Annotated in this window: 22 protein-coding genes, 1 pseudogene and 1 riboswitch; of the genes and pseudogenes, 14 read left to right on the plus strand and 9 right to left on the minus strand. The window is 73.5% G+C overall.

Annotated features, from left to right (window positions below; translation table 11 throughout):
* Position 1 precedes the first annotated feature (1 nt).
* The 8 genes from LWJ43_RS30890 (at position 2) to LWJ43_RS30925 (ending at position 7,715) form a co-directional block, all read left to right on the plus strand.
* Positions 2 to 880, plus strand: coding sequence for an ABC transporter substrate-binding protein (locus LWJ43_RS30890; protein ID WP_277335467.1), 879 nt, complete (start codon positions 2 to 4; stop codon positions 878 to 880).
* A 148-nt stretch (positions 881 to 1,028) separates the two neighbouring features.
* The gene (locus LWJ43_RS30895; RefSeq protein WP_277335468.1) at positions 1,029 to 1,292 is read left to right on the plus strand and encodes a type B 50S ribosomal protein L31; all 264 of its coding nucleotides are present in this window, start codon (positions 1,029 to 1,031) and stop codon (positions 1,290 to 1,292) included.
* Positions 1,293 to 1,405: 113 nt separating this feature from the next.
* On the plus strand, positions 1,406 to 2,356 hold the full coding sequence (locus LWJ43_RS30900; protein WP_277335469.1) for a carbohydrate kinase family protein: 951 nt from the start codon (positions 1,406 to 1,408) through the stop codon (positions 2,354 to 2,356).
* A gap of 48 nt (positions 2,357 to 2,404) precedes the next feature.
* Positions 2,405 to 4,249, plus strand: a complete 1,845-nt coding sequence (locus tag LWJ43_RS30905; protein WP_277335470.1) for an acyl-CoA dehydrogenase family protein — start codon at positions 2,405 to 2,407, stop codon at positions 4,247 to 4,249.
* The gene (locus tag LWJ43_RS30910; protein WP_277335471.1) at positions 4,246 to 4,416 is read left to right on the plus strand and encodes a hypothetical protein; all 171 of its coding nucleotides are present in this window, start codon (positions 4,246 to 4,248) and stop codon (positions 4,414 to 4,416) included. Before LWJ43_RS30905 ends, LWJ43_RS30910 begins: the two co-directional genes overlap by 4 nt.
* A gap of 83 nt (positions 4,417 to 4,499) precedes the next feature.
* Positions 4,500 to 4,686, plus strand: a riboswitch (cobalamin riboswitch).
* A 31-nt stretch (positions 4,687 to 4,717) separates the two neighbouring features.
* Positions 4,718 to 5,791 carry an ABC transporter substrate-binding protein gene (locus LWJ43_RS30915; RefSeq protein ID WP_277335472.1) on the plus strand — a complete coding sequence of 358 codons (1,074 nt, stop codon included), beginning with the start codon at positions 4,718 to 4,720 and terminating at the stop codon, positions 5,789 to 5,791.
* Positions 5,788 to 6,873, plus strand: coding sequence for a FecCD family ABC transporter permease (locus LWJ43_RS30920; protein ID WP_462100920.1), 1,086 nt, complete (start codon positions 5,788 to 5,790; stop codon positions 6,871 to 6,873). The genes LWJ43_RS30915 and LWJ43_RS30920 overlap by 4 nt, the downstream gene beginning before the upstream one ends.
* Positions 6,870 to 7,715 (plus strand): ABC transporter ATP-binding protein, encoded by an 846-nt coding sequence (locus LWJ43_RS30925; RefSeq protein WP_277335473.1) that lies wholly within the window; start codon positions 6,870 to 6,872, stop codon positions 7,713 to 7,715. The genes LWJ43_RS30920 and LWJ43_RS30925 overlap by 4 nt, the downstream gene beginning before the upstream one ends.
* A 62-nt stretch (positions 7,716 to 7,777) precedes the next feature.
* On the opposite strand, the gene LWJ43_RS30930 is transcribed toward LWJ43_RS30925, so the two are convergent.
* On the minus strand, positions 7,778 to 8,776 hold the full coding sequence (locus tag LWJ43_RS30930; protein WP_277335474.1) for a PRC and DUF2382 domain-containing protein: 999 nt from the start codon (positions 8,774 to 8,776) through the stop codon (positions 7,778 to 7,780).
* Positions 8,777 to 9,018: 242 nt separating this feature from the next.
* Between LWJ43_RS30930 and LWJ43_RS30935 the strand changes: the two genes are divergently transcribed.
* Entirely contained in the window at positions 9,019 to 9,738 is a 720-nt protein-coding gene (locus LWJ43_RS30935; protein WP_277336040.1) for an adenosylcobinamide amidohydrolase, read from the plus strand.
* A gap of 80 nt (positions 9,739 to 9,818) precedes the next feature.
* Positions 9,819 to 10,721, plus strand: coding sequence for an NAD(P)-dependent oxidoreductase (locus tag LWJ43_RS30940; RefSeq protein WP_277335475.1), 903 nt, complete (start codon positions 9,819 to 9,821; stop codon positions 10,719 to 10,721).
* Between the two features lie 14 nt (positions 10,722 to 10,735).
* Here LWJ43_RS30940 and LWJ43_RS30945 read toward each other — a convergent pair.
* The 4 genes and pseudogenes from LWJ43_RS30945 to LWJ43_RS30960 all read right to left on the minus strand — a co-directional run.
* Positions 10,736 to 10,891, minus strand: a pseudogene (locus tag LWJ43_RS30945) (sulfite oxidase); the annotation flags it as partial.
* Between the two features lie 113 nt (positions 10,892 to 11,004).
* Positions 11,005 to 12,216, minus strand: a complete 1,212-nt coding sequence (metX, locus tag LWJ43_RS30950; protein WP_277336041.1) for a homoserine O-acetyltransferase MetX — start codon at positions 12,214 to 12,216, stop codon at positions 11,005 to 11,007.
* Complete coding sequence (locus LWJ43_RS30955) at positions 12,213 to 13,574, minus strand: bifunctional o-acetylhomoserine/o-acetylserine sulfhydrylase (protein WP_277335476.1); 1,362 nt, start codon at positions 13,572 to 13,574, stop codon at positions 12,213 to 12,215. Before LWJ43_RS30955 ends, metX begins: the two co-directional genes overlap by 4 nt.
* A gap of 222 nt (positions 13,575 to 13,796) precedes the next feature.
* A complete protein-coding gene (locus LWJ43_RS30960) occupies positions 13,797 to 14,669 on the minus strand; it encodes an RNA polymerase sigma factor SigF (protein WP_277335477.1) in 873 nt (290 codons plus the stop codon).
* Positions 14,670 to 15,155: 486 nt separating this feature from the next.
* Here LWJ43_RS30960 and LWJ43_RS30965 point away from each other — a divergent pair, with 486 nt between their 5' ends.
* The 3 genes from LWJ43_RS30965 to LWJ43_RS30975 all read left to right on the plus strand — a co-directional run bounded on the left by LWJ43_RS30965 (position 15,156) and on the right by LWJ43_RS30975 (position 17,568).
* Positions 15,156 to 15,974 carry a GNAT family N-acetyltransferase gene (locus tag LWJ43_RS30965; protein ID WP_277335478.1) on the plus strand — a complete coding sequence of 273 codons (819 nt, stop codon included), beginning with the start codon at positions 15,156 to 15,158 and terminating at the stop codon, positions 15,972 to 15,974.
* A gap of 24 nt (positions 15,975 to 15,998) precedes the next feature.
* Complete coding sequence (locus LWJ43_RS30970) at positions 15,999 to 17,216, plus strand: PP2C family protein-serine/threonine phosphatase (RefSeq protein WP_462100921.1); 1,218 nt, start codon at positions 15,999 to 16,001, stop codon at positions 17,214 to 17,216.
* Positions 17,217 to 17,334: 118 nt separating this feature from the next.
* Positions 17,335 to 17,568: a hypothetical protein gene (locus LWJ43_RS30975; protein ID WP_462100922.1), complete on the plus strand. Its 234-nt coding sequence runs from the start codon at positions 17,335 to 17,337 to the stop codon at positions 17,566 to 17,568.
* Here the strand turns inward: LWJ43_RS30975 and LWJ43_RS30980 are convergent.
* Entirely contained in the window at positions 17,532 to 18,041 is a 510-nt protein-coding gene (locus LWJ43_RS30980; RefSeq protein ID WP_277335479.1) for an NUDIX domain-containing protein, read from the minus strand. The genes LWJ43_RS30975 and LWJ43_RS30980 overlap by 37 nt on opposite strands.
* Before the next feature lie 182 nt (positions 18,042 to 18,223).
* Here LWJ43_RS30980 and LWJ43_RS30985 point away from each other — a divergent pair, with 182 nt between their 5' ends.
* Complete coding sequence (locus LWJ43_RS30985) at positions 18,224 to 21,715, plus strand: phosphodiester glycosidase family protein (protein ID WP_277335480.1); 3,492 nt, start codon at positions 18,224 to 18,226, stop codon at positions 21,713 to 21,715.
* Between the two features lie 74 nt (positions 21,716 to 21,789).
* Here the strand turns inward: LWJ43_RS30985 and LWJ43_RS30990 are convergent, their stop codons facing one another.
* Genes LWJ43_RS30990 through dhaK form a run of 3 tightly spaced genes read right to left on the minus strand, consistent with a single transcriptional unit; the run spans position 21,790 to position 23,836 of the window.
* Positions 21,790 to 22,200 (minus strand): PTS-dependent dihydroxyacetone kinase phosphotransferase subunit DhaM, encoded by a 411-nt coding sequence (locus LWJ43_RS30990; RefSeq protein ID WP_277335481.1) that lies wholly within the window; start codon positions 22,198 to 22,200, stop codon positions 21,790 to 21,792.
* Positions 22,197 to 22,814: a dihydroxyacetone kinase subunit DhaL gene (gene dhaL / locus LWJ43_RS30995; RefSeq protein ID WP_277335482.1), complete on the minus strand. Its 618-nt coding sequence runs from the start codon at positions 22,812 to 22,814 to the stop codon at positions 22,197 to 22,199. The genes LWJ43_RS30990 and dhaL overlap by 4 nt, the downstream gene beginning before the upstream one ends.
* Before the next feature lie 35 nt (positions 22,815 to 22,849).
* The gene (gene dhaK, locus LWJ43_RS31000; RefSeq protein WP_277335483.1) at positions 22,850 to 23,836 is read right to left on the minus strand and encodes a dihydroxyacetone kinase subunit DhaK; all 987 of its coding nucleotides are present in this window, start codon (positions 23,834 to 23,836) and stop codon (positions 22,850 to 22,852) included.
* Between the last annotated feature and the right edge of the window lie 120 nt (positions 23,837 to 23,956).

Here is a 23,956-nt window from a genome sequence, read left to right on the forward strand (position 1 = left end):
CATGACCGAGCAGCGCGCGTGGAGCTTCGAGGACGACCGGGGCCGGCTGGCGGCCGCCGACCGCAGGCCGTCCAGGGTGCTCGCGTACGTCCAGGCGGGAGCGACGCTGTGGGACTACGGGATACGTCCGGAGGGGATCTTCGGCTCCGGCCACGACGGGGCGGAGCCCGACCGGGCGAAGACGGGCACGCTCCCGCTGGACTCCGTGGACTACCGGGGCGCGGGCGACGACCTGGACGTGGACACGCTGTTACGCGGCGGGCCCGACCTGGTCGTCGCCGTCAGCTACGGCCACGGCCAGCTCTACGGCCTGGACCCGGAGACCGCCGAACGCCTGGAGGAGAGCGTCCCGGTCGTCGCGGTCGACGTGGGCCAGGCGCGCACCCTCGACCGGGTCGCCGAGCGGTTCGCCGAGCTCGCGCGTTCGCTCGGGGGCGCGCCGGCCACGGACGCGGCGGACGAGCTGCGCACCGCCCGTGTACGGCTCCGTGCGGCCGTCCGCGCCGCCTCCGCCAACCCCAGGGTCCTGGCCCTCTCTCCCGCCGGCCAGGAACAGGCGTACGCCGCCCGTCCCCAGATGTGGCCCGAGCTGCGGGTCCTGGCCGAACTGGGCGTCGCTCTGGTGTCCCCGCCCGGCGGAGCCGGCGTCAACTGGGCCACCGTCGACTGGGAGGCCGCGGCGGCCCTGGAGCCCGGCATCGTCCTGACGGACATCCGGTCCAACGCGATCCCGCTCGACGAGGTCGCCGCCCCGGCCTGGGAACCGGCCCGGCGTCGCGCGCGGACCGTGCCGTGGAACCCGGAACCCCTGTGCAGTCCGCAGGCCCACGCGCGCTTCCTCGCTCTCGTGGCGGACGCCGTGGAGGAGTCGGGCGGCTGAGCACCGCACCCGGGCCGGCGGCTCCCTGCTCCGTACGGACGCCGCTTTCATGCTCCGTACGGACGCCCCCGGATCGCGCGGGCCGCCGCCCTTGGCGAGGCTGGCCCGGAGCCGGGACGCGAGATCCCCCGTACTTCCAGGAGCACAGATGCAGCAGGACAAGCACCCGTCGTACCGTCCCGTGGTCTTCCGTGACCGTTCCGCCGGGTACGCCTTCCTGACCCGGTCCACCGCGTCGAGCGAGCAGACGATCGACTGGGACGACGGCAACAGCTACCCGGTCGTCGACGTGGAGATCTCCGCCGAGAGCCACCCGTTCTTCACCGGCAAGGCGCGGGTCGTGGACACCGAGGGCCGGGTAGCGAAGTTCGAGCGGCGGTACGGGGACGAAGGGGGCAAGGGCGCCTCCTGAGCCCGGGTCTCCGCCGCTCACCGCGCCCGGGGCACAATCGGTGGGCAGTGTGTCCCGCGCCGGCCGTGCTCCGGCGGGGCACCCCCGCCCGAGCCTCCAGGAGACCCGCGCCCATGCCCGACAGCCCCGCCCTGCTGGTCATCGGCGAGTGCGTCGCCGACATCGTCCGGATGCCGGGCGCCCCGGACCGGACGCATCCCGGTGGAAGCCCCGCGAACGTCGCGTACGGGCTGGCCAGGCTGGGCCGGCGGACCACCTTGATCACCCAGCTCGGCCCCGACCCAAACGGGCGGCTGATCAAGGACCACCTGGAGTCGGCCGGTGTGCGGGTCCTGACCGACGGGAGCGGCGCGCCCACGCCCACCGCCACGGTCGGACTCGACGACGCGGGCCGGGCCACGTACGGATTCGAGATCACCTGGACGCTCGGCCCGGTGGAGCGGGCCGGTGAGCCTCCCCGCCACGTCCACACCGGGTCCCTCGCCACCGCCCTGGACCCCGGCGCGGGCACCGTCCTGGACCTCGTCCGGTCGCTCCGGGACGGGTCGACCGTCAGCTACGACCCCAACGTCCGGCCCGCGCTGATGGGTGACCACGCCCGGGCGGTGCGGCGGGCGGAAAGCTGCGTGGCGCTGAGCGACGTCGTCAAGGCCAGCGACGAGGACCTGCGGTGGCTGTACCCGGACGAGTCGCCGGAGGAGACGGCCGGGCGGTGGCTGCGCTCCGGTCCGGCGGTCGTCCTGGTGACCAGGGGGGCCGCGGGAGCCACGGCGTTCCTGCCGGGCTCGGCGGTGAGCACGGGCGCGCCGCCCGTGCGGATCGCGGACACGGTGGGAGCGGGCGACGCCTTCATGTCCGGCGCCCTGCACGCGCTGGCCTCGCACGGACTGCTCGGAACGGAGGGCCGCGCGGGACTGCGTTCCCTGGACACCACCCTCCTGGGCGACGTGCTGCGCCGTGCCGTGGCCTCGGCCGCGGTGACCGTCGCACGGGCCGGGGCCCTGCCTCCCGACCGGGAGGAGCTGGCCGCCGCCCTGGCGGGCGGGTCCGGCCCTGACCGGTAGGCGCGGGCCCAGGGTGTCCTCGCCCGTGCCCCGGTCGTTCACTTCGTTATGACCGTGACCCTTACCGACACCGTCCCACCGTCCACGACCGACCTGCTGACCGGCGTCCTCCTCGGTCCGGAGTTCCGCCGCGAGCACGGCTTCTGGCAGCGGCTGATCAGCACAGAACCGTTCCGCCGCCCCGCCGGCGGAACGCCCGAGGAGCGGCTGGAACTCGCCTACGCACGGTTGCGGATCCTCAATAGCGCCCTCGACAGCGGAGCACGGCTCGCCGCCGACCTCCGGGCGCTGGCCGCCCTGCACGCCTGGCTCGGTCCGGTGGATCCCGCCCTGACCACCGTGGCGGGCATCCACTACAACCTCTTCCTCGGCAGCCTCCTCGATCACGAGAGCGTCGGCAGCCGCGACCTGTCGGACTATCTGACGATGCGGCGCATCGGCACCTTCCTCTGTACGGAGGTGGCACACGGCAACAACGCCGCGGCCATGGAGACCACCGCGACGTACGACCGCGAACGGGACGGCTTCGTCCTGCACACCCCGAACGCGGGCGCGCAGAAGTTCATGCCCAACACCAGCCCCGCGGGCGGAGCCAAGACCGGTCTGGTCGCGGCGCGACTGGTGGCCGACGGCGCGGACCACGGGGTGCGCCTCTTCCTCGTGCCGCTCACCGACGACGAACAGGCGCTCCCGGGCGTCCGGGTGCGACGGCTCCCCGCCCGCATGGGCAGCCCCGTGGACCACTGCCTGACCTCGTTCGACCGGCTGTTCGTGGCGCGGGACGCCCTGCTGGGCTCCGGCGAGGACGGCGACGTCCAGGGGGAGTTCAGGACGGAGCCGGGAGACAGGCGCCGGCGTTTCCTGACCTCGATCGGGCGGGTCACCCCCGGCCGGATCTCCATGAGCGCCTGCGCGGCCGGCTCGGCCCGCGCGACCCTCGCGGTGGCCGTGCGCTACGGCGGCCACCGGCTGATCTCCGGCAGCCGCGGCGCGCCGCCCGTGCCGGTCAACGCCCACCGGACCCACCACGGGCCGCTCGCCTCGGCCATGGCCACCGTCTTCGCCATGACCCTGCTGTACCGCAGGGCACAGGAACGCTGGGAGGCCTGCACGGACGACGAGGGCCGGGCCGAGGCCGGGACGCTCGTCGACGTCGCCAAGGCGTGGATCACGTGGCGGGCCCGTGACGTCATCGTCCAGAGCCGTGAACGCTGCGGCGCGCAGGCACTCCTCGAGAACAACGGCATGACCGAACTCGTCACCGGAGTGGAGGGTGCCATCACGGCGGAGGGCGACAACATCGCCCTGTACACCAAGGCGGCCGCCGACATGCTCTTCGCCGCCGGGCCCGGCCGTGCGGACGACCGGGCCGCGCACACCGGCGACCTCGCCGACCCGCGCTTCCTCGGCGCACTCCTCGCCTCGGTCCAGGACATCTGGTTCGCCCGGGCCAGGGAGCGGGTGCTGCGGGCGGCGGACGCCGACGCGCTCGGACGCTGGAACGTCGCATCGGGCCCCGCGCTGCGCGGGGTCGAGGCCTATGCGTACCGGCAGGCCGCCGAGGCGTACGCCGAGGCCCGCGCCGCTCTGCCCGAAGGGGCCGCGAAGGACCGGCTGGGGGAACTGGAGCGCCTGTTCGCCGTCGAGTGGGTGGCTCGCAACAGCGGGGACCTGATGGCCGCCGGTCTCCTGAGCGGCGATCAGACCGAGACCCTGGCGCGGGACGCCGAGGAACTGATCACGGCCGTCGCCGCTCACGCCCCTCAGCTCGCCGACTCCTTCGCCCTGCCCGAGGCGCTGCTCGCCGACTGGCCGATCGCCGGCCCCGGCTACGCCGACGCCTACGACGACCCCGAGGGCCCCTGGAACACCGCCGCGACGGACGCCCGGTGAGCGCCCCGCGCAAGGAGCAGGTGATGTGCGGCGGGCTCGGCGAGCGCCTGGAGATCCTGGGTCTGCGTGCCGTGCTGCTGGCCTACTGGGGCACCACGTCCGTGCTCGCCCGTCGGTGCGGGAAGACGCAGAGCGGCGGCGGCGAATCGGTTCACCCCATGCGCTGACCCGCCCGACGGCCGTCGCCGGTACGGAGGGGAGCGGCTGCCCGACGACCGGCGACGGCCCCGAAGTCCGGCGACACGCCGCGTGATAGCTTGCAGACGCCAGTCACACTCCACGTGGAGTCAGGGAATCCGGTGTGAATCCGGAACTGACGCGCAGCGGTGAGGGGGACGGGCGGGGCCACTGCCACTGGAACACCCTCGGGTGCACCGGGAAGGCGCTCCGTCCGGACGAACCCGAGTCCGAAGACCTGCTGGCACCCGCTTCCGCACCGGGAGCGGAACACCGTACCGGGCTCCGCGCATGAGCCCAGAGACGCCGAGGGACCTTGTGCCGCCCATAGCTAGCACCGCATACCGAACCGCCCTGCTCATCACCGCACTTGTCCTCCTGACCTCCTGCGGCGGGGGTGGGAGCGCGTCCGACGGCGCCGCGCGGGAGGGCTCCGCCGACGGCTTCCCCGTGACGCTGGAGAACTGCGGTCGCACGGTGACCGTCGACGCGCCGCCGCGGCACGCCGTCTCCCTCGACCAGGGATCGACGGAGATCCTGCTCTCCCTGGGCCTCGCCGACCGGCTCGCCGGCAGCGCGACCTGGACGGACCCGGTGATGAAGGGGCTGGAGAAGGACGAGGCCGGGGTGCCCCGCATCGCGGAGAGCCGGCCCTCCTCCGAGAAGGTCCTCGCCGAGGAACCCGACTTCGTCAGCGCGTCGTTCGAGTCCACCCTAGGCAAGGGCGGTGTGGCGTCCCGGGACCAGTTCGAGGAGCTGGGCGTACCGACGTACCTCTCACCCACGGACTGCGCGGGCAAGGACAACACCGGCAGCAGCGACGGCTCCCGCACCGCACCACTGACCATGGACGGCGTCTACGGCGAAGTGCGTGACCTGGCCGAGGTGTTCGGAGTCCCGGAACGGGGCGAGAAGCTGGTCGGGAGTCTCCAGGAAAGGATCGCGGAGGCGACCGCGGACGTCGACGCGTCCGGCACCACCCTGCTCTACTGGTTCGCCAACGCCGAGGCCCCCTATCTGGCGGGCTGCTGCGGAGCCCCCGGCATCATCACCGAGGAGCTCGGCGCGAAGAACGTCTTCGACGACACCCACGAGGAATGGCCCCAGATCAACTGGGAGACCGTCGCCGACCGCGATCCGGACGTGCTGGTGATCGGCGACCTGACCCGCAGGTCGCAGACGGCCGAGAGCGCCGAGAAGAAGATCGCCTTCCTGGAGTCCAACCCCGCCACGAAGAATCTGGACGCCGTCCGGCACAAGCGGTACGTCCTGCTCAGCGGCCAGGCCATGAACCCGACCGTCCGGACCGTGGAGGGCGTCGAGCGTGTCGCGGCGGGGCTGCGCTCGTTCGGACTCGCGAGGTGACGGGGACCGCACCCGACCCTGACACGGATACGCGGCTGTCCCCTCCGGCGCGGACGCCCTCCGGGGCACGGATCCTGCGCGAAGGTGCCCTGTGGAGTGCCGGGATCGCCCTGCTTCTCCTGTCCGTGGCGGTCGCCGTCACGATCGGCCCCGCCCGCGTCTCCGTCCCGGACGTCTGGTCCGCGGTGGGCTCGCACCTCGGCCTGGGTGAGGGGCGGCTGACCCCGATACGGGACGGCATCATCTGGAACCTGCGCATGCCCCGCACCCTGCTCGCAGCGGTCTGCGGGGCCGGGCTCGCGGTGTGCGGCACCGTGATGCAGTCGCTGCTGCGCAACCCGCTCGCCGACCCCTTCGTCCTCGGCGTGTCCTCGGGGGCGTCCACCGGGGCGGTCGTGGTCGTCGTCCTGGGCGTCGGCGGGGGAGCGGTGTCGGTCTCGGGCGGCGCCTTCGTCGGCGCCCTGTGCTCGTTCGCCCTCGTGCTGCTGCTGAGTCACACACTCGGCGGATCCACCGACCGGGTCGTGCTCTCCGGGGTCGCGGCCATGCAGCTCTTCTCCGCGCTCACCTCGTTCGTCGTGATGACCGCCGCCGACGCCGAACAGACCAGGGGAGTGCTCTTCTGGCTGCTCGGCTCGCTGAGCGGGGTCGGCTGGACCGACGTGTGGACGTGCTCCGCCGTGCTGGCCGTGACCCTGGTCATCTGCCTCGGTCATGCCCGTACCCTCGACGCCTTCGCCTTCGGCCAGGACGCCGCGGCCGCCCTCGGCGTGCACGTGGCCCGCACCCGGATCGTGCTGCTCTGCGCGACCGCCCTGCTGACCGCCGCCCTCGTCAGCTCGGCGGGCGCGATCGGGTTCGTCGGCCTCGTCCTGCCGCACGCCGCCCGGGCGCTGACCGGTTCGGGGCACCGGAGACTGCTCCCGGTGACCGCGCTCGCCGGCGCCGTGTTCCTGGTCTGGGTCGACACGCTGGCCAGGACCGTCCTCGACCCGCAGGAGGTCCCGGTCGGGGTGGTCACCTCCCTCATCGGTGTGCCCGTGTTCGTCCTGATCCTCCACCGCACCCGGAGAAGCGCATGACACCCGGCGAGCACGGGACAGGCACCCCGGGCGACGGCCTGCGGGCCGCCCGGATCACCCGGGAGGCCGGCGGGCGGATCGTCCTCGACGGGGTGAGCATCGCGCCGCCGCCCGGCGCCACGGTCGGGCTCCTGGGACCGAATGGCTCCGGCAAGACCACGCTGCTGCGCGTGATGGCCGGCGTGCTCGCACCCGGCGCGGGCGTCGTGACCCTCGACGGCCGCACGCTCGCCGAGACCGGCCGGAGGGCGGTGGCCCGCCGCGTGGCCGTCGTCGAGCAGCACGCGGTGACCCAGGTCGACCTGAGCGTCCTGGACGTCGTCCGGCTCGGCCGCATCCCGCACCGCCGCGCCTGGTCCGCGTCCGGCCCCGAGGACGAGGAGGCCGTACGCGAGGCCCTCGCGCGCACCGGACTCGCCGACCGGGCCGCGCAGTCCTGGCACACCCTGTCCGGCGGTGAGCGCCAGCGGGTCCAGATCGCCCGCGCCCTCGCCCAGCAGCCGAGGGAACTCCTGCTGGACGAACCCACCAACCACCTGGACATCCAGCACCAGCTGGAGCTCCTGTCCCTGGTCGCCGCGCTGCCCGTGACGGCGGTGGTCGCGCTGCACGACCTCAACCTGGCCGCGATGTTCTGCGACCGGGTCACGGTCATGAAGGAGGGCCGGGTGGTGGCCGGCGGAACGCCCTCGGAGGTGATCACCGAGGAACTCATCGCCGACGTCTACCGGGTGCGCGCGGTGGTCACTCCGGAGGGGCCGGACGGGCGCCCTTCCGTGCGGTTCCTCCCGGGGAGAGCGGTCCACGCACGCTACGGGAGCGACGAGAGGGCGGGCCCGTGAACCACCCGGGTCCGCCCCTCGCTGGTGTCGCGCGGCCTTTCGCCGCCGTGTGAGGGGTCAGGTCAGCGACGACGTCCCTGGCCGTACTCGCCGCCCATGTCCTTGTCGCTGCCCATGTCCTTGCCGTCCGCGTAGTCGATCTTCTCCTTGCGGAGCTCCGCGGACACTTCCTTCTGTTCCGTGACCTTGCTGGTTTCGAGACGGACCCGCTCCACGGGGACCGCCTCCTTGCGGACGGTGGCTCGTTCGGCGTGCAGGGTGACTTCGACGTCCTGTTCGCCGAGTTCGCTCCGCCCCTTCACGGCTCCCTTCTCGCCGGGCTGCAGGGGCTCGCGCACCACGCGCACCTCCTCGTGGGACACCGGCACGGTCCGGGTGACGTTCTCCGTCACGACGTACTTGTGCAGGCGTGCCCTCCCGCTCTCGTACTCCTCCGTACCTACCTGGAGCTGCTCCTCGGACCGGACCATCTCCTCCCGGCCGGTGCCGGCGGCGGACCGTTCGGCTCCGGCACCCGCGAGCGGGCGCGACGTGGACGAGGTCTCCGTGTCCCGGTGCCTGCCCATACCGGCGCCGGTGGTGCCCGTGCCGGCGGTGGTGCCGGTGTCCTTCGCGTGTCCGGTGCGGGCGGTACCGGCCGCACCGGCCGCCCCGGCCGCACCCGCGGCACCCATGGTTCCCGTTCCGGTCCCGGACGTCGTGCGCGCGTCACCGCCCGCTCCGGCGTTGCCGGTGCCCTTCCTGGTCATCCCGTAGTGCCGGTAGAGCTCCTGTTCCTCCGATACGGAGAGGTGCGCGTCGGCATCGACCCGGGGAGCGTCCTTGACCTTCTCCTTCGGGTGCGAGACGTGCAGGTCGGAGCCCACCCGGCGGGCTCCCGCAAGCGGCACGAAGCTCTCCTTCATGCCGAACATGCCGGTCTTGACCGTGATCCAGTCGGGCTTGCCGGTGTCGTCGTCGACGTACACCCGCCCCACTGTGCCGACCTTCTCCCCGTCACTGTCGTAGACGGTCAGACCGTCGAGTTCTCCGGAATCCGTGAAACCGTCAGCGGCTCCCATGGCCGATTCCTCCTCGCCCGGGCGCGTCCTGCGGTTGGATCCAGCAGGGGAGGCGCGTCCGGCTTCCATCGCGCCTCACCCGGTTGGACACTGCAACTTCCCGGCCGGTGCCGCGAGCGGCCCGGGGCGGCGGGGAGGGGCGGTTGCCCGGTTCCACGGGGCTGTCGGACCGCCACATGCGTTAGGCCATTCGGGTGAGCACTCTCCCGGGTGCGCCGGAGGTGCGGCTTCGGCCCGACCGTATGATCGACGCGCCGCCGCCGATCTCCGGCGGGCCTGTCAGGGGGTGTGTGGTGGAAACCGTGGGCACCCGTCCGCCCCGGCGGCGCGGCGAGCTGTCGGCCCGGCACGAGGACGGCCTCGGACTGCACCACCTGGTCTGGCGGCTGGGGCCGGGCTGGCGGGTGTGCAGCAGCGCCGTGCTCGGCGGCGGGATCGGGCCGCGCGCCTGGATCCTGAACGCGCAGGTGCCCGGCGGCTATCCGCGACTCGACCCCGGCCGCCACCTCGCTGAGATCGCGGCGGCCGAAGCGCTCGACGGACCGGGAGCCGGGCTGATGACCGCGGCCGACGTCACGGCGTACACCACGGCCGACGACGGCGGGGTGACGGCGACCGTCACCAGCGGCCTCGGTGTACGGGGATGGGCCGCGGCTCCGGCCGAGGGCTCCGGCCGTCCGCTGCCGCCCGGCACCGTCAACATCGTCGTCACCCTCCCCGTGGGGCTCTCCGACGCGGCCCTGGTCAACGCGGTGGCCACCGCCACCGAGGCGAAGGTCCAGGCACTGCTCGACGCCGGACTCGACTGCTCCGGCACGCCGACGGACGCCGTGTGCGTCGCCGCGCCCGACCCGGCGGAGGGGCAGGGCGAGCCGTTCGCCGGGCCACGTTCGGTCTGGGGTGCGCGACTCGCCAGAGCCGTGCACCGCGCCGTGCTGGACGGCGCCCTGCGGCAGTCTTGAGACCCACCGGTCCGGGACCTCGCCGTGTCTCGAGACCCACGGGCCCGGGACCGCGCCGTACCGACGAAGGGAACCTCCCCATGACCACCGCATCCCCCGCCGGAACCGCCCAGGGACCACCGGCCGTCGCGGTCCTGGGCACCGGCATCATGGGAACCGGGATGGCCCGCAGCCTGCTCAGGGACCGGCTGCCGGTCCGGGTCTGGAACCGCACACGGTCCAGGGCCGAGCCCCTGGCCGGCCACGGCGCCACCGTGACGGACACGGCCGAGGAAGCGGTACGCGGAGCCGATGTCGTCCTCACCGCCCTGAACGACGGCCGGTCGGTGGCGGAGACCCTCACCGCAGCAGCGCCGGGTCTGCGCCCGGGGCAGGTGTGGCTGCAGAGCTCCACCGTCGGCCTCGACGCCACGACCGACCTGGCCCACCGGGCCGCCGGACTGGGACTGGTCTACCTCGACGCCCCGGTCTCCGGCACGAAGCAGCCCGCGGAGCAGGGCGCGCTCACGGTGTTCGTCTCCGGCCCGTCCGGCGCCCGCGCCACCGCACAACCCGTCCTGGAGGCGATCGGGCAGCGCACCGTGTGGGTCGGCGAGGAACCTGGCGCCGCCACCCGGCTCAAGCTCGTCGCCAACACCTGGGTGATCAACCTCGTCAACAGCGTGGCGGAGTGTCTCAACCTCGCCGAAGGACTCGGCGTCGACCCGCAGCTCTTCCTGGCCGCGATGAAGGGCGGGCCGCTGGACACCCCGTACCTCCAGGGCAAGTCCGCGGCGGTGCTCTCCGGCGATCTCAGCCCGAGCTTCGCGCTCTCCACCGCCCTCAAGGACTCCCGGCTGATCCTCGACGCGGCCGAGGCGGCCGGAGTGACGCTCGACCTGGTCGCCGCCTCCGCCGAGCGGTTCACCCGGGCGGAGGCCGCCGGACACGGGGACCAGGACATGATCGCCACGTACTACGCGGGCCGGCCCCGGGCGCACTGACCCTCAGACCACGGTCACCGGTGCCTCACCACCGCGTCGAAGAGGTAGCCCTGCGTGTTGTGGGCGGTCGTCGCCGGCTGGGTGCGGCCCGAGCCGTCCGTCGCCCGCGCGAGCAGCCCGCCCGGGTCTCTCTTCCCCGGGACCCGGGCGGCGCTCCGGCGGACCCAGCTCCTGAGCGCCGTGGTCCGGAGGCAGCGGCTCCCCGTTCACCGATCTCGCACGGCCGCGGGTCCACTGTCGAAGCCGCGTCCGGTCGTAGGGGGCTTCGGACGGGGGGCGGGACTCATGGGCACTCCAGGGGAAGAGGTCCGGCGTCCGGGCCGGGCGGACCGGGTCGTCCGGGCGGGGGCAGCAACTCCCTCACGAGAGACCCCACCTGCTCGGTCTCGATGAGGAAGCCGTCGTGTCCGTAAGGGGATTCGATGATCCGGAGGCGGTCGGCGCCCGGCAGCAGCGCCGCCGCCTCCGCCTGTTGCGCCGGCGGGTGGAGCCGGTCCGAATCGATGCCGGCGATCAGCGCCGGCATGCCCGCCCGGCGCAACGCCCGCGCGGCACCGCCGCGTCCCCGGCCCACGTCGTGGGCGTTCATCGCTTCCGTGAGCACCACGTAGCTGCCCGCGTCGAAGCGGCGCACCAGCTTGTCCGCGTGGTGGTCGAGATAGGACTCCACCTGATAGCGCCCGCCCTGCGAGGGAAGCTCACCGGGCTGCGCCCGCCGGCCGAACCGTGTGCCCAGCTCCGCCTCGCTCCGGTAGGTGACATGGGCGATCCGGCGGGCCAGCCCGAGCCCCCGGTGAGGGCCCGAGCCCGGCGCCGCGTCGTGGTACCGGCCGCCCCGCCAGCCCGCGTCGTTCCGGGTCGCGGCGATCTGCGTACTGCCCCAGGCGATCTGCTCGGCCGTCGAAGCCGTGGGGGCGGCGAGCACCAGCAGCGACCCCGTACGGCCGGGCCGGCTCACCGCCCACTCGAGCGCCCGCATCCCGCCCATCGAACCGCCGATCACCGACGCCCACCGGCCGATGCCCAGGGCGTCGGCGAGACGCGCCTCCGCGGCCACCTGGTCACGCACCGTCAGACGAGGGAAGGCGGGGCCCCAACGGGTGCCGTCGGACCGCAGGGACGACGGCCCCGTGCTGCCCTGGCAGCCGCCCAGCACGTTCGGCGCGACGACGAACCAGCGGTCGGTGTCCAGTGCCCGGCCGGGACCGATGAGCGCGTCCCACCAGCCGGCCGACGGATGCCCCGGCCCGGCGGGGCCCGCCGCGTGGCTGTCACCGGTCAGCGCGTGCAGGACCAGCACCGCGTTGGCGCCGTCCGGCGCGAGGCGGCCCCACGTCTCGTACGCCATCCGCACACCCGGCAGTTCCGCCCCGGACCCGAGCCGGAGCGGAGCGTCGAGCACGGCCCACGAACGGCGGCCGGGCGGGTCCCCCTCCCGCCAACCTCCGGCAGCGGGCGGGAGGGGGAGAGCGTGGGGTGCGGCCCCCCGGTTCAGGACGCCGCCTTCGCGGCGCGGAACCCCGCCTCCAGATCCGCCTTGAGATCGTCCACGTTCTCCAGCCCCACGGAGAGGCGCACCAGCCCCGCCGTCGCGCCCGTCGCGGCGAGTTCCTCCTCGGTCAGCTGGCTGTGGGTCGTGGACGCCGGGTGGATGATCAGGCTTCGTACGTCACCGATGTTGGCGAGGTGGCTGAACAGCTCGACCGCGTCCACGAAGCGCTTGCCGGCCTCCACCCCGTCGCGCAGTTCGAAGGCGAGCACCGCGCCGGCTCCGCGCGGCAGATAACGCCGGCCGGCGTCGTACCAGGGGCTGGACTCGAGTCCGGCGTAGTGGACCGCCGACACCTCGTCGCGGCCCTCCAGCCAGCGGGCCAGCGCCAGCGCGTTGGAGGTGTGCCGCTCCAGGCGCAGGCTGAGCGTCTCCACTCCCTGGAGGAGCAGGAAGGCCGAGTGAGGCGAGAGCGCGGGTCCGAGGTCGCGCAGCAGCTGGACCCTCAGCTTCGCGGCGAAGGCCCCGGGGCCGAGATCCGGCCAGTACCGAAGCCCGTGGTAGCTGGGGTCGGGCGTGTGGAAGTCCGCGAACCGCTCGGCGTGGGCTCCGAAGTCGAAGGTGCCGCCGTCCACGACGACACCGCCGATGGTGGTGCCGTGACCACCGAGGAACTTGGTCGCGGAGTGGACCACGATGTCGGCGCCGTGCTCCAGCGGCCGCAGGAGGTAGGGCGTGGGCACCGTGTTGTCGACGACGAGCGGAACCCCCACCTCGTGCGCCACGTCCGCCACGCTCCGGATGTCGAGCACGTCGCCCCGGGGATTGCCCAGCGTCTCGGCGAACAGGGCCTTCGTGTCCGGCCGGACGGCCGCCCGCCAGGCCTCGGCGTCATCGGGGTCCTCCACGAACGAGACCTCGATGCCGAACCGGGGGAGCGTGTGCCGGAACAGGTTGTACGTACCGCCGTAGAGGGAGGCGGAGGAGACCACGTGATCCCCGGCGCCCGCGAGCGTCAGCAGTGCCAGGGTCTCGGCCGCCTGGCCCGAGGCGAGCGCCACGGCGGCCGTACCGCCCTCGAGCGCGGCGACGCGCTGTTCCAGGACGTCCTGCGTGGGGTTGTGGATCCGGGTGTAGATGTTGCCGGGCTCGGCCAGCGAGAAGAGGTCGGCCGCGTGCCGGGTGTCCTTGAAGACGAAGGACGTCGACTGGTAGATCGGCACCGCGCGGGCACCGGTCGTCGGATCCGGCACCGCGCCGGAGTGGATCTGCTTCGTCTCGAAGGACCAGGCGGCCCCGGCGTCCTGCCGGTCGTGGTCCTCAGGTGTGTGCCCCGCGGTGACGGAGTCGACGGGCTGGCTCATGTCATACCTCGCACGGTCGTTCGGGAGGATGTGCGCCGTTCTCAGGGTGTCCGCGCGAGCACGTGGCCTCGCCGCGGCGGCGCACTGGTTACGGACCGTAGAGGCCGCGCGTGCCGGGACGGAAGCAGGTCGCGCAGGTGGCCACGAAGCTGCAATGCCGTCGCAACAGACACGCCGGGCCGGCCCCGCCTTCCGCGGAGCCGGCCCGGCGTCGGTCGTGCGTCAGTCCTGGGCGAACATACCGCTGCGCAGGTTGCGCAGAATGCGGTTGAGCAGCCGCGACACGTGCATCTGTGAGATGCCGAGCTCCTCGCCGATCTGAGCCTGCGTCATCTCCTGGCCGAACCGCATGTCGATGATGCGGCGCTCGCGCGCGTCGAGTTCCCCGAGCAGCGGGGCGAGTGCATGGAGGTTCTCGACCGCCTCCATCGCGGGGTCGGGCTCGCCCAGTACGTCGGCGTAGGTGCGCCCGGCCGTCGCGCGGCCCGCGTGGTCCCCGGCATCGGCCGGCATGTCCAGCGGCCCTGCCGTGTAACCGTTGGCGGCGACGATGCCCTCGGTGATCTCCTCCTCCTCGAGGCCGAGATACCCGGCGAGCTCCCGCACCGTGGGATCCCGGTCGAGGTCCGACGCCAGTGCCTCCTTCGCCTTGGCGAGGTCCACCCGCAGCTCCTGCAGCCTTCGCGGCACGTGGACGGACCAGGTGGTGTCCCGGAAGAACCGTTTGATCTCCCCGACGATGTACGGCACGGCGAACGAGGTGAACTCGACCTCCCGGGCGAGGTCGAAGCGGTCGATGGCCTTGATCAGGCCGATGGTGCCGACCTGGACGATGTCCTCCATGTCGCCGCTGCCCCGGTTCCGGAAGCGTCCGGCGGCGAAGCGTACGAGGGACAGGTTCATCTCGATCAGGGTGTTCCGGGCGTACTGGTGCTCGGGGGTGCCCTCGTCGAGGACCCGCAGCCGGTCGAAGAAGAGCTTCGACAGTCTCCGTGCGTCCTGCGGGGCGATCAGCCCGGCGTCCTCGATCCAGGGGAGTGTGCCGGAGGAATCTGCTCGTTCCGCACCGGCGGTCTGTGCAGTGTGCGCGGTCATGCCGTCACGCTCCTCAGATTGCGGTCCCTGAGGTGTGGGCGCCTTCCCCTGCCCACCGCAACTCATGCATGGACGCACTGATTTGAGCCATGATCCCGCCTGGATTGGCCGTAAATCGCCGGATCGGTCCTACGGGGGCGCATCCGGGGAGCCCTGGAGCACGGGGAGCGCACAGGACCGCCCCACCGGTACGGGGGAGCCCGGTGGGGCGGCCGTCTCCAGGGTGCCACAGGCCGGGACCTGTTGGGAGCGAATCCCGCGCAGTGGTGCACATTCGCCGCACCGGCCGTTCAGGGTGCCGCGTGTCGGAACCCCCGCACGCACGGGCGACACCGTGGCGGCACCGTCGAGGTGCAGGTGCGCGCCGCCGCGCAGCTCCTTGACCGCACGCGCGTGAACAGGCGGGAGGCCCGGGAATAGGCGCGGGGCGGCGCGGCCTTCCCCTTCTGTCGCCGGCCGCCGATATCAACCGGAGTGAGAGAGTCCATGCCCGAGGCCACACCCCTGCCCACGAACCCGTCCGCGTCGCGAGCCGCCGGACCCGGCACGGGCACAGAGCCGCCCCATCCGCTGGACAACCCCGCCCGCGCCTCGCTCACCGGCCCGCACGCCCACTTCGCCCAGCGGCGCGGTCGCATCCTGCGCTACCACCCCGACGTCACCCCCTGGCTGGCCCTGCCGGACGCGCCCGAAGCCCAGGACTGGGCCGACGTGGCCGCGCTCGCGGGTCCCGGCTCGCCCGTCACCCTCACCGCCTTCCGCGAGCCCCCGCCCGCCGACTGGGAGATCGTCTTCCAGGCCGACGGCGTCCAACTGGTCGACGACAGCGTGGACGCCGCCCCCGACCCGGAGGCCAGGCTCCTCGGCCCCGCCGACGTCCCGGAGATGCTGGACCTCGTCGAGCGCACGCGCCCGGGCCCCTTCCTGCCCCGTACCGTGGAACTCGGCACCTACCTCGGCATCCGCCGGTCCGGAGTCCTCGTCGCGATGGCGGGGGAGCGGCTGCACCCGCCCGGCTGGACCGAGATCAGCGGTGTCTGCACCGACGGGTCCGTCCGGGGCCAGGGGCTCGCGTCCCGCCTGGTCAGGGCGGTGGCCCACGGCATCAGGGAGCGGGGCGAAACACCCTTCCTGCACGCCGCGGGGTCGAACACCTCAGCCATCCGGCTCTACGAATCCCTCGGATTCACCCTGCGCCGCAGGACCGCCTTCCTTTCGGCGCTCGTCCCGGCGGACGCGGTGCCGGCCGCCGACGCCAGGACCCGGGACCGCGGGACGGGTAGCTTGGAACACGTGGGGCGATAGGGACGAACAGGCGGGAGGCATGCCGTGGTCATGGGACTCCGGCGCCCGTCGGCGGCGCACAGGGCGCCGCTGCCCGGGGTGGATGTGGGTGAGGAGTCCGCGGGTGCCTCCCGGATCGGGAACGCGGCGCTCGCCCTGTGGCTCTTCCTCCTCACCGCCGCCGTCGTCGTCCTGGACGCCTTCACCGGCGACGACCTCCCTGTCATACCCCTCCTGGTCGTGCTGCCCGCGCTGACCTCGGTCTTCTGTTCGGTGCGGCAGACCACCGCCGTGGCGGTGTGGGTCACGGCGGTGGTCGTGGCGACCAGGATCCCCGCGGCGGGCGCCTTCTGGGACGTGCTCTTCCTCATCGGCTTCACGGCCCTCGCGAGTTCCCTCGGCGTCGTCGCGTGTGCCGCGCGCATCCGGCACGCCACCGAGGTGGCCAGGCTGCGCACGGCGGCCGTCGCCCTCCAGCGGCAGATCCTGCGCCCGCTCCCCATCGTCACGCGCCAGATCTGCGCCCACGGGCTCTACGAGCCGATCGAGGAGGACCGCTTCGTCGGCGGCGACATCTACGAGGTCGTGCAGTCACCCCACGGGACCCGCGTGATCATCGGCGATGTGCAGGGCAAGGGGCTGCCCGCGATCGGAGCCGGTTTCGCTGCGCTCGGCGCGTTCAGGGAGGCCGCCGTGCGTGAGTCCGACATCGTCGCGGTGGCCGACTCCGTCGAGGACGCGGTCGTCCGCCACAACGCCTTCACCGCCGAGACCGGGGAGGCCGAGCGCTTCGTCACCGCCCTGGTCCTGGGGTTCGACGGGAGCGACAGGGTGCGGGTCGTCAACTGCGGTCACCTGGCACCACGGCTGATGCACGCCGGCACGGCGTCGGTGGTCACCCTGCACCGGACGTCCGTACCGCTGGGCATGGCGGATCTCAGCCGTGAGCCGCGTGCCGCGGAGTGGATCGGCTTCCCGCCGGACGCCGCACTGCTCGTCTTCACCGACGGGGTGACCGAGGCCCGCGACGCCACGGGTGACTTCTACCCCTTCGACGAGCGGCTCGGCCGGTGGACGGACCGCGACCCGGACCAGGTCCTGGTGGCGCTCCAGGCGGACCTGGAGGGTTTCTCCGGCGGGGTACGCCGGGACGACGTCGCCGTGCTCCTGCTGAGCAGACCCCCGGACCGCGGGAGCGCGGCGGCGACCCCCGGCGGAGACGCCGTGCAGCGGCCCGCGCAGGGGCACCCGCACTGCGCGTGACGGCGTACGGGGCGATCAGGGGACGTGATCGCGCGCCCGGAAGCACCGGGTGCCACACAGGCGGCAGAGGGCTGCGTGCGGGAAGCGGGACGGAACGAGCGCAAGGGCGCGGGAGTTCGTGATCCAGGCTGACCGTCCGGCGCAACTGCTGATCCCCGACGAGCCGACGAACCACATCGCACCCGGCCAGGTCGAGGAACTGGAGGCAGCGCTCGACCGGTACGAGGGAGTCGTCGTCTCGCGCGACCGGAGCCTCCTGAGCCGCTTCACCGGCGAACACCTCGGACTCCGGGCGGGCCGCGCCGCGAGGGAGACCTACGCCTCCGAGGGGGAGCGCCCCTCGCGTACGTAGGCGCGCAACCGCTCGACGAAGACCCGCTGGCCCGCCACCAGCCGTTCGAGGGCCTCGTCGGGCGTGCACCAGGCGAACCGGTCCATCTCCGGGAACTCCCGCACCACACCGGAGCCCTTCGGCCACTCCATGGTGAAGGTTCCCGGGACCGCCCCGGCGGGGTCCAGCCAGGCCTCCACGGCCCACACGGTGACGATCTTGCCGCCGGACCGACGTGCCTCGCCCAGCGGTACCCAGACACCGTCGGGGAGGGGCAGCCCGAGCTCCTCCTGGAACTCCCGGCGTGCCGCCGCGGCAGGCTCCTCCTCGGTGGGCTCGTACTCGCCCTTGGGCACCGACCACGCGGCCGCCTCGCGCCTGGCCCAGAACGGCCCGCCCATATGGCCGATCAGTACTTCCACGTCGGGCCGGCCGTCCTCGCCGCCCACGACCTGGAAGAGGAGGAGACCCGCGCTGCGCCTGACTGTCGACATGGCGTCAAGTGTGGTGCGGGGAGGCTCCCCTGTCCCGTTGCCGGGACCGGGGGAGTCACTCCTTCGCCGTGCGCTGTTCCTCCTGATGCCCCCGTGGCCCTCTGGTGCGTTCCACCCGGCCCGGTCATGCTGTCCGCCGACGGCGCGATCCGCGCGCGATCCGCTCCCCACCAGGAGGACTTGTGGCCCTTGGCACGCATCACGGCATCCGTCGGTCGCTCGTGCTGCTGGCGACCGCGGCGGCGACGGTGGCCGGGGCCGTCGCCCCCGCGGCCGCCGACCCGACGCCCGACCCCCATCCGCACACCGCCGCCGAGATCCTCAGACCCGTCGCACCGCCGCCTGCGAGCGGGCCGGCCGGCGAGGCGAGATCCGTCGTGGACGGCGACGGCATCGAGACCGCCCGGGCCACCCGCCCCGTCGCCCCCGGCGTCCGCCTGAGTTCGTACGACCGCCTCGAGTCCGACAAGTGGCTGCGTGTCGACACCCTCTCCGTCGATCTGGACGGCAGCGGAGTGCGTGCCGACTACATGTCCTCGGGCAAGGTCGCCGACCGCCGCACGGTCTCCGAACTGGCCGCCGCGCACGACCCGGGCAAGGGCCGGCGCACCGTGGCCGCGATCAACGCCGACTTCTTCGACATCAACCAGACAGGGGCGCCCCAGGGACCTGGGATCAAGGACGGTCTGACGGTCCACTCCCCGGCCCCGGGCGTCAACCGCGCTGTGGGCATCGGGCCGCAGAACGCCGGCCGCGTCCTGGAGCTGTACTTCGAGGGCACGCTGACCCTCCCTTCGGGTGCCCATCCGCTGGCCGCGTACAACGCCGCGAACGTGCCGGCCCAGGGTGTGGGCGCCTACACGCCGGCCTGGGGCGGAGCCGACCGGGCGCTGACCGTCGACGACGCGCGGCCCGTCGCCGAGGCGGCCGTCCGCGACGGCAAGGTCGTCTCCGTGTCGGACGGCACCGGATCGGGGCCCGTGCCCGACGACACGGTGGTCCTCGTCGGCCGGGAGGCCGGAGCGGGACTGCTGGCCGCCCTCGAGCCCGGGGACCCGGTCGGGATCGCGTACCGGGCCCGCACCGACGGCGGAGACGTCCCGCGCACCGCCGTGGGCGGCCGGGAACTGCTCGTCGTCGACGGGGAGGCACAGAACCACGACGGCGAGGGCAACAACACCACCGCGCCACGCACCGCGGTCGGCTTCTCCGAGGACGGCCGGACCATGCAGGTGGTCACCGTCGACGGACGGCAGACCGACAGCGGCGGCGTCACCCTCACCGAACTGGGCGGGATGATGCGCCGGGCCGGTTCGTACAGCGCCCTGAACCTCGACGGGGGAGGGTCCTCGACCCTCGTCGCCCGGGAACCGGGCAGTGACACGCTGCGGGTCGAGAACAGCCCGTCCGACGGCAGCGAGCGCACGGTACCCAACGGTCTGGCCCTGACCGCCCCCGACGGCAGCGGGCGCCTCGAGGGGTACTGGGTCGGGACCCGTACGCCGGCCGGAGCCGCTCCCGGTGACGACCCCGTCGCCGGCGGACACCCCGAGAGGGTCTTCCCCGGCCTGACCCGGCGTCTCACCGCCGCCGGATACGACGAGACGTACGGTCCCGCGGCAGGCGCCCCGCGCTGGCGTGCCGTCAGCCCGGCGGTCGGGGGCGTCGACGCCCGGGGGACGTTCACCGCTCGCCGCGGCGGCACGACCGAGGTCCGGGCGGAACGCGCCGGAGCCCACGGCGGGACCCGGCTCACCGTCCTCGACGGGCTGGCCCGCATCCGGCCGACGACCACGCGCGTCGGCCTGGCGGACGAGAAGGCCACCGGCGGGTTCGGCATCGTGGGCTTCGACGCCCACGGCGCGAGCGCCCCGGTCGAGCCGGCGGACGTCACCCTCGACTACGACCGCACCCTGTTCGCCGTCGCCGAGGACGGCCGGGGATCCTTCACCGTCACGTCCCTGACCGGCTCCGGGGCGGGACGCATCACGGCCACGGTGGCGGGCATCAGCACCACCCTCGCGGTGAGCGTCGGCCTCACCGAGCAGACGGTGGCGGACTTCGACGACGCCGGATCATGGAAGTTCAGCCAGGCCCGCGCCGACGGTTCGCTCGCCGCGACGCCGGACGGGCACTCAGGCACCGGTCTCCGGCTCACCTACGACTTCACCCGCTCCACGGCCACGCGCGCCGCCTACGCGGCCCCGCCGCGGCCCGTCGTCGTGCCGGGCCGGCCGCAGACGTACACCCTGTGGATCAAGGGGGACGGCAACGGCGCCTGGCCGACCCTGCACCTGAAGGACGCCGCGGGATCCGACCAACTGCTGCGGGGGCCGTACATCACCTGGACCGGATGGCGTCAGGTCACCTTCGCCGTGCCGCCGGGCGCGGCGGCCCCGTTGTCCGTGTACCGCTTCTACCTCGCCGAGACGGCCGCGGCGAGGCAGTACACCGGCGAGATCGTCGTCGACGACCTGGCCGCCCAGGTGCCGCCCACCGTGGAGCTGCCCGAACAGGCGGATACCGCCGACCCGTTGATCGACACGGCCTCCGTCACCGAGGGCCGGGACTGGCGGTTCGCGGTCATGTCGGACGCGCAGTTCGTCGCGCGGGACCCGGACAGCCCCATCGTCCGGCAGGCCCGGCGCACCCTGCGCGAGATCAAGGCGGCCCGGCCCGACTTCCTGGTCGTCAACGGTGATCTCGTCGACGAGGGATCGCCCGCCGACCTCGCCTTCGCCCGGCAGGTCCTCGAGGAGGAACTGGGCGACTCGCTGCCCTGGTACTACGTGCCGGGCAACCACGAGGTGATGGGCGGGAGGATCGACGACTTCGTCGCCGAGTTCGGCCCGGCCCACCGCACGTTCGACCACGAGGGGACCCGGGTCATCACCCTCGACACCTCGGGGCTCAGCCTGCGCGGCGGGGGATTCGCCCAGATCCAGGAGTTGCGCGCGCAGCTGGACACGGCGGCGAAGGACCGCTCCGTCGGCTCCGTGATGCTGATCGAGCACGTGCCCCCACGCGACCCCACCGCGCAGCAGGGGAGCCGGCTGAGCGACCGCAAGGAGGCGGCTCTCGTCGAACAGTGGCTCGCCGGCTTCCGCCGCACGACGGGCAAGGGCGCCGCCTTCATCGGCAGCCACGCGGGGGTCTTCGACGCCTCGCACGTCGACGGAGTCCCGTACCTGATCAACGGGAACTCCGGCAAGGCGCCGGCCGGGCCCGCGGACGAGGGCGGATTCACCGGCTGGTCCCTGGTCGGCGCCGACCGGGTCCCACCCGGAGAACAGGCCGCGGCGCGCCGTCAGCCCTGGCGGGGCGGCCCCGACTGGGTCTCGGTCCAGACCCGCGCCCACGTCGACGCGCTGGCGCTCGACGCCCCCTCCCAGCTGGTCAGGGGCCAGAGCGCGGCGGTCGGCGCGCAGGTCACCCAGGGCACACGGACCGTGCCCGCGGCCTTTCCGCTGAGCACCGACTGGACCGGCTCGCCGAACGTCCACATCGGCGGGTCCGACGGCGCCCGTCCGCGCCACATCGCGACCCTGGACCCCGCCACGGGCACACTGACCGCTCTCCGGCCGGGCACCGTCACGCTCGCGGTGACCGTCAACGGGGTCACCCGGCGCGCGGAGGTCCGGATCGCGGCCGGCGCGGTCGCCCCAGCGGCCTGACACACCGCCGTCGGACATGCGGGCGCGCGGCTCCCGGAGCGAGTCCGGGAGCCGCGCGGTGTCCTCGCGGTACCTCAGGTCTTCCGGTAGGCGTACGCCTCCGTGGCCGCGGCCTCCACGGCGTCCAGGTCGCCGCCCGCCGACGCCGTCACCAGCGCGGCGATCGCGCCCTCCACGAACGGGGCGTCCACCAGCCGCGCGCCGTCGGGCAACTCGTCGCCCTCCGCCAGCATGGACTTCACCGTGAGCACCGCGCTCCCGAGATCGACGAGCAGAGCCACCCCGGCACCCCTGTCGACCTTGCTCGCCGCTTCGGAGACCAGCTCCGAACTCGTCCCCAGGCCGCCGGCCGAGGTGCCGCCCGCCGCCGCCATCGGAGCCGTCGCGCCTCCGGCCGCCAGTCCCCTGGCCAGCTCGACGACGGCCTCCGCCACCGGTCCGCTGTGGGAGACCAGCACGATCCCGACCTGCTTCTCCTCGCTCACCGGCCGCTCCCGTCGCTCGACCCGGCGGCCTCGACGAGCGCCCCGACCAACAGCGCCGACGAGGCGGCCCCGGGATCCTGATGCCCGATGCTCCGCTCGCCGAGGTAACTCGCCCTGCCCTTGCGCGCCCGCAGCGGCACGGTCGCCAGCGCGCCCGCCAGCGCCGCGTCCCGGGCCGCCTCGAACGAGGTGCCCAGCGCCTCGACGGCGGGGAACAGCGCGTCGAGCATCGTCTTGTCCCCCGCCTGCGCCCCACCGAGCTGCGCCACCGCGGCGACACCGGCCCCGAGGGCGTCGGCCAGCTGTTCCGGGGTCACCTCCGTCGCATCGCCCAGTGCCTTTCCGGTGCGGCGCAGCAGAGTCCCGTACAACGGCCCGGACGCTCCTCCGACCGTCGAGATCAGATGGCGGCCGGCCAGCGTCAGCACCGTCCCCGGCGTCTCCGGGGCCTCCTTCTCGAGAACGTCGCGCACGGCGGCGAAGCCGCGCCGCATGTTGCTCCCGTGGTCGGCGTCCCCGATCGCGGCGTCGAGCTCGGTCAGCCGGTCCGCCTCACGGTCGACGACGGCCGCGGTGGCGGCCATCCAGCGCCGGAAGAAATCGGTGTCGAGCACAAGATCTCCTGTTCCTCGTACGGTGGAAAGTCCGTTCACCGGCCCCAGCGCAACGCGGGCGTCTGTACCGGCGCGTCCCAGAGCCGGACCATCTCCTCGTCCACCTGGCAGACAGTCACCGAGCAGCCTGCCATGTCGAGTGACGTCACATAGTTGCCCACCAGCGTACGAGCCACCGTCACGCCCCGCTCCGACAGCACCCGCTGCACCTCGGCATTGAACCCGTACAGCTCCAGCAGAGGCGTCGCCCCCATGCCGTTGACCAGAACCAGCACGGGACCGTCGGGGCGCAGTTCCTCCAGCACCGCGTGGACCGAGACGTCGGCGATCTCCCCGGACGTCATCATCGGGCGCCGCTCCCGGCCAGGCTCACCGTGGATGCCGATGCCCAACTCGAGCTCGCCCGACGGCAGGTCGAACGTGGGGCTCCCCTTGGCCGGGGTGGTGACGGAGCTGAGGGCCACCCCGAAGCTCCGCGCGGACTCGTTCACACGCCGGGCCATGGCCTCCACCCGCTCCAGAGGCGCACCCTCGTCGGCGAGCGCGCCGGCGATCTTCTCGACGAACAGGGTCGCCCCGGTCCCGCGCCGGCCGGCCGTGAACGTGCTGTCCGACACCGCGACGTCGTCGTCGACCAGGACCCGGGCGACCTGGACACCCTCGTCCTCGGCGAGCTCGGCGGCCATGTCGAAGTTCAGTACGTCGCCGGTGTAGTTCTTGACGACGAACAGCACGCCCGCGCCGCTGTCGACGGCGGCGGCCGCCCGCACCATCTGATCGGGCACCGGCGAGGTGAAGACCTCCCCGGGGCACGCCGCGGACAGCATCCCGGGCCCGACGAACCCCGCGTGCAGCGGTTCGTGCCCCGAGCCGCCCCCGGACACCAGGCCCACCTTCCCGGCGACCGGGGCGTCACGCCGGACGACGACCCGGTTGTCGACGTCGACGACGAGGTCGGGGTGGGCGGCGGCCATTCCGCGGAGTCCGTCCGCGACGACGGTCTCCGGCACGTTGATGAGCATGCGCAAGGGTTCCTCCTGGGGGAGCGGCGGCCGGCCGGTGGTACTGACCGCCCGTCGTGGTGAGTCGGGTCCCGCGTACGGCACCCAGTATCGAAGAGACAGGTGTGATCCGGAAGCGAC

The sequence above is a fragment of the Streptomyces sp. JH34 genome, assembly GCF_029428875.1.
GTDB lineage: Bacteria > Actinomycetota > Actinomycetes > Streptomycetales > Streptomycetaceae > Streptomyces.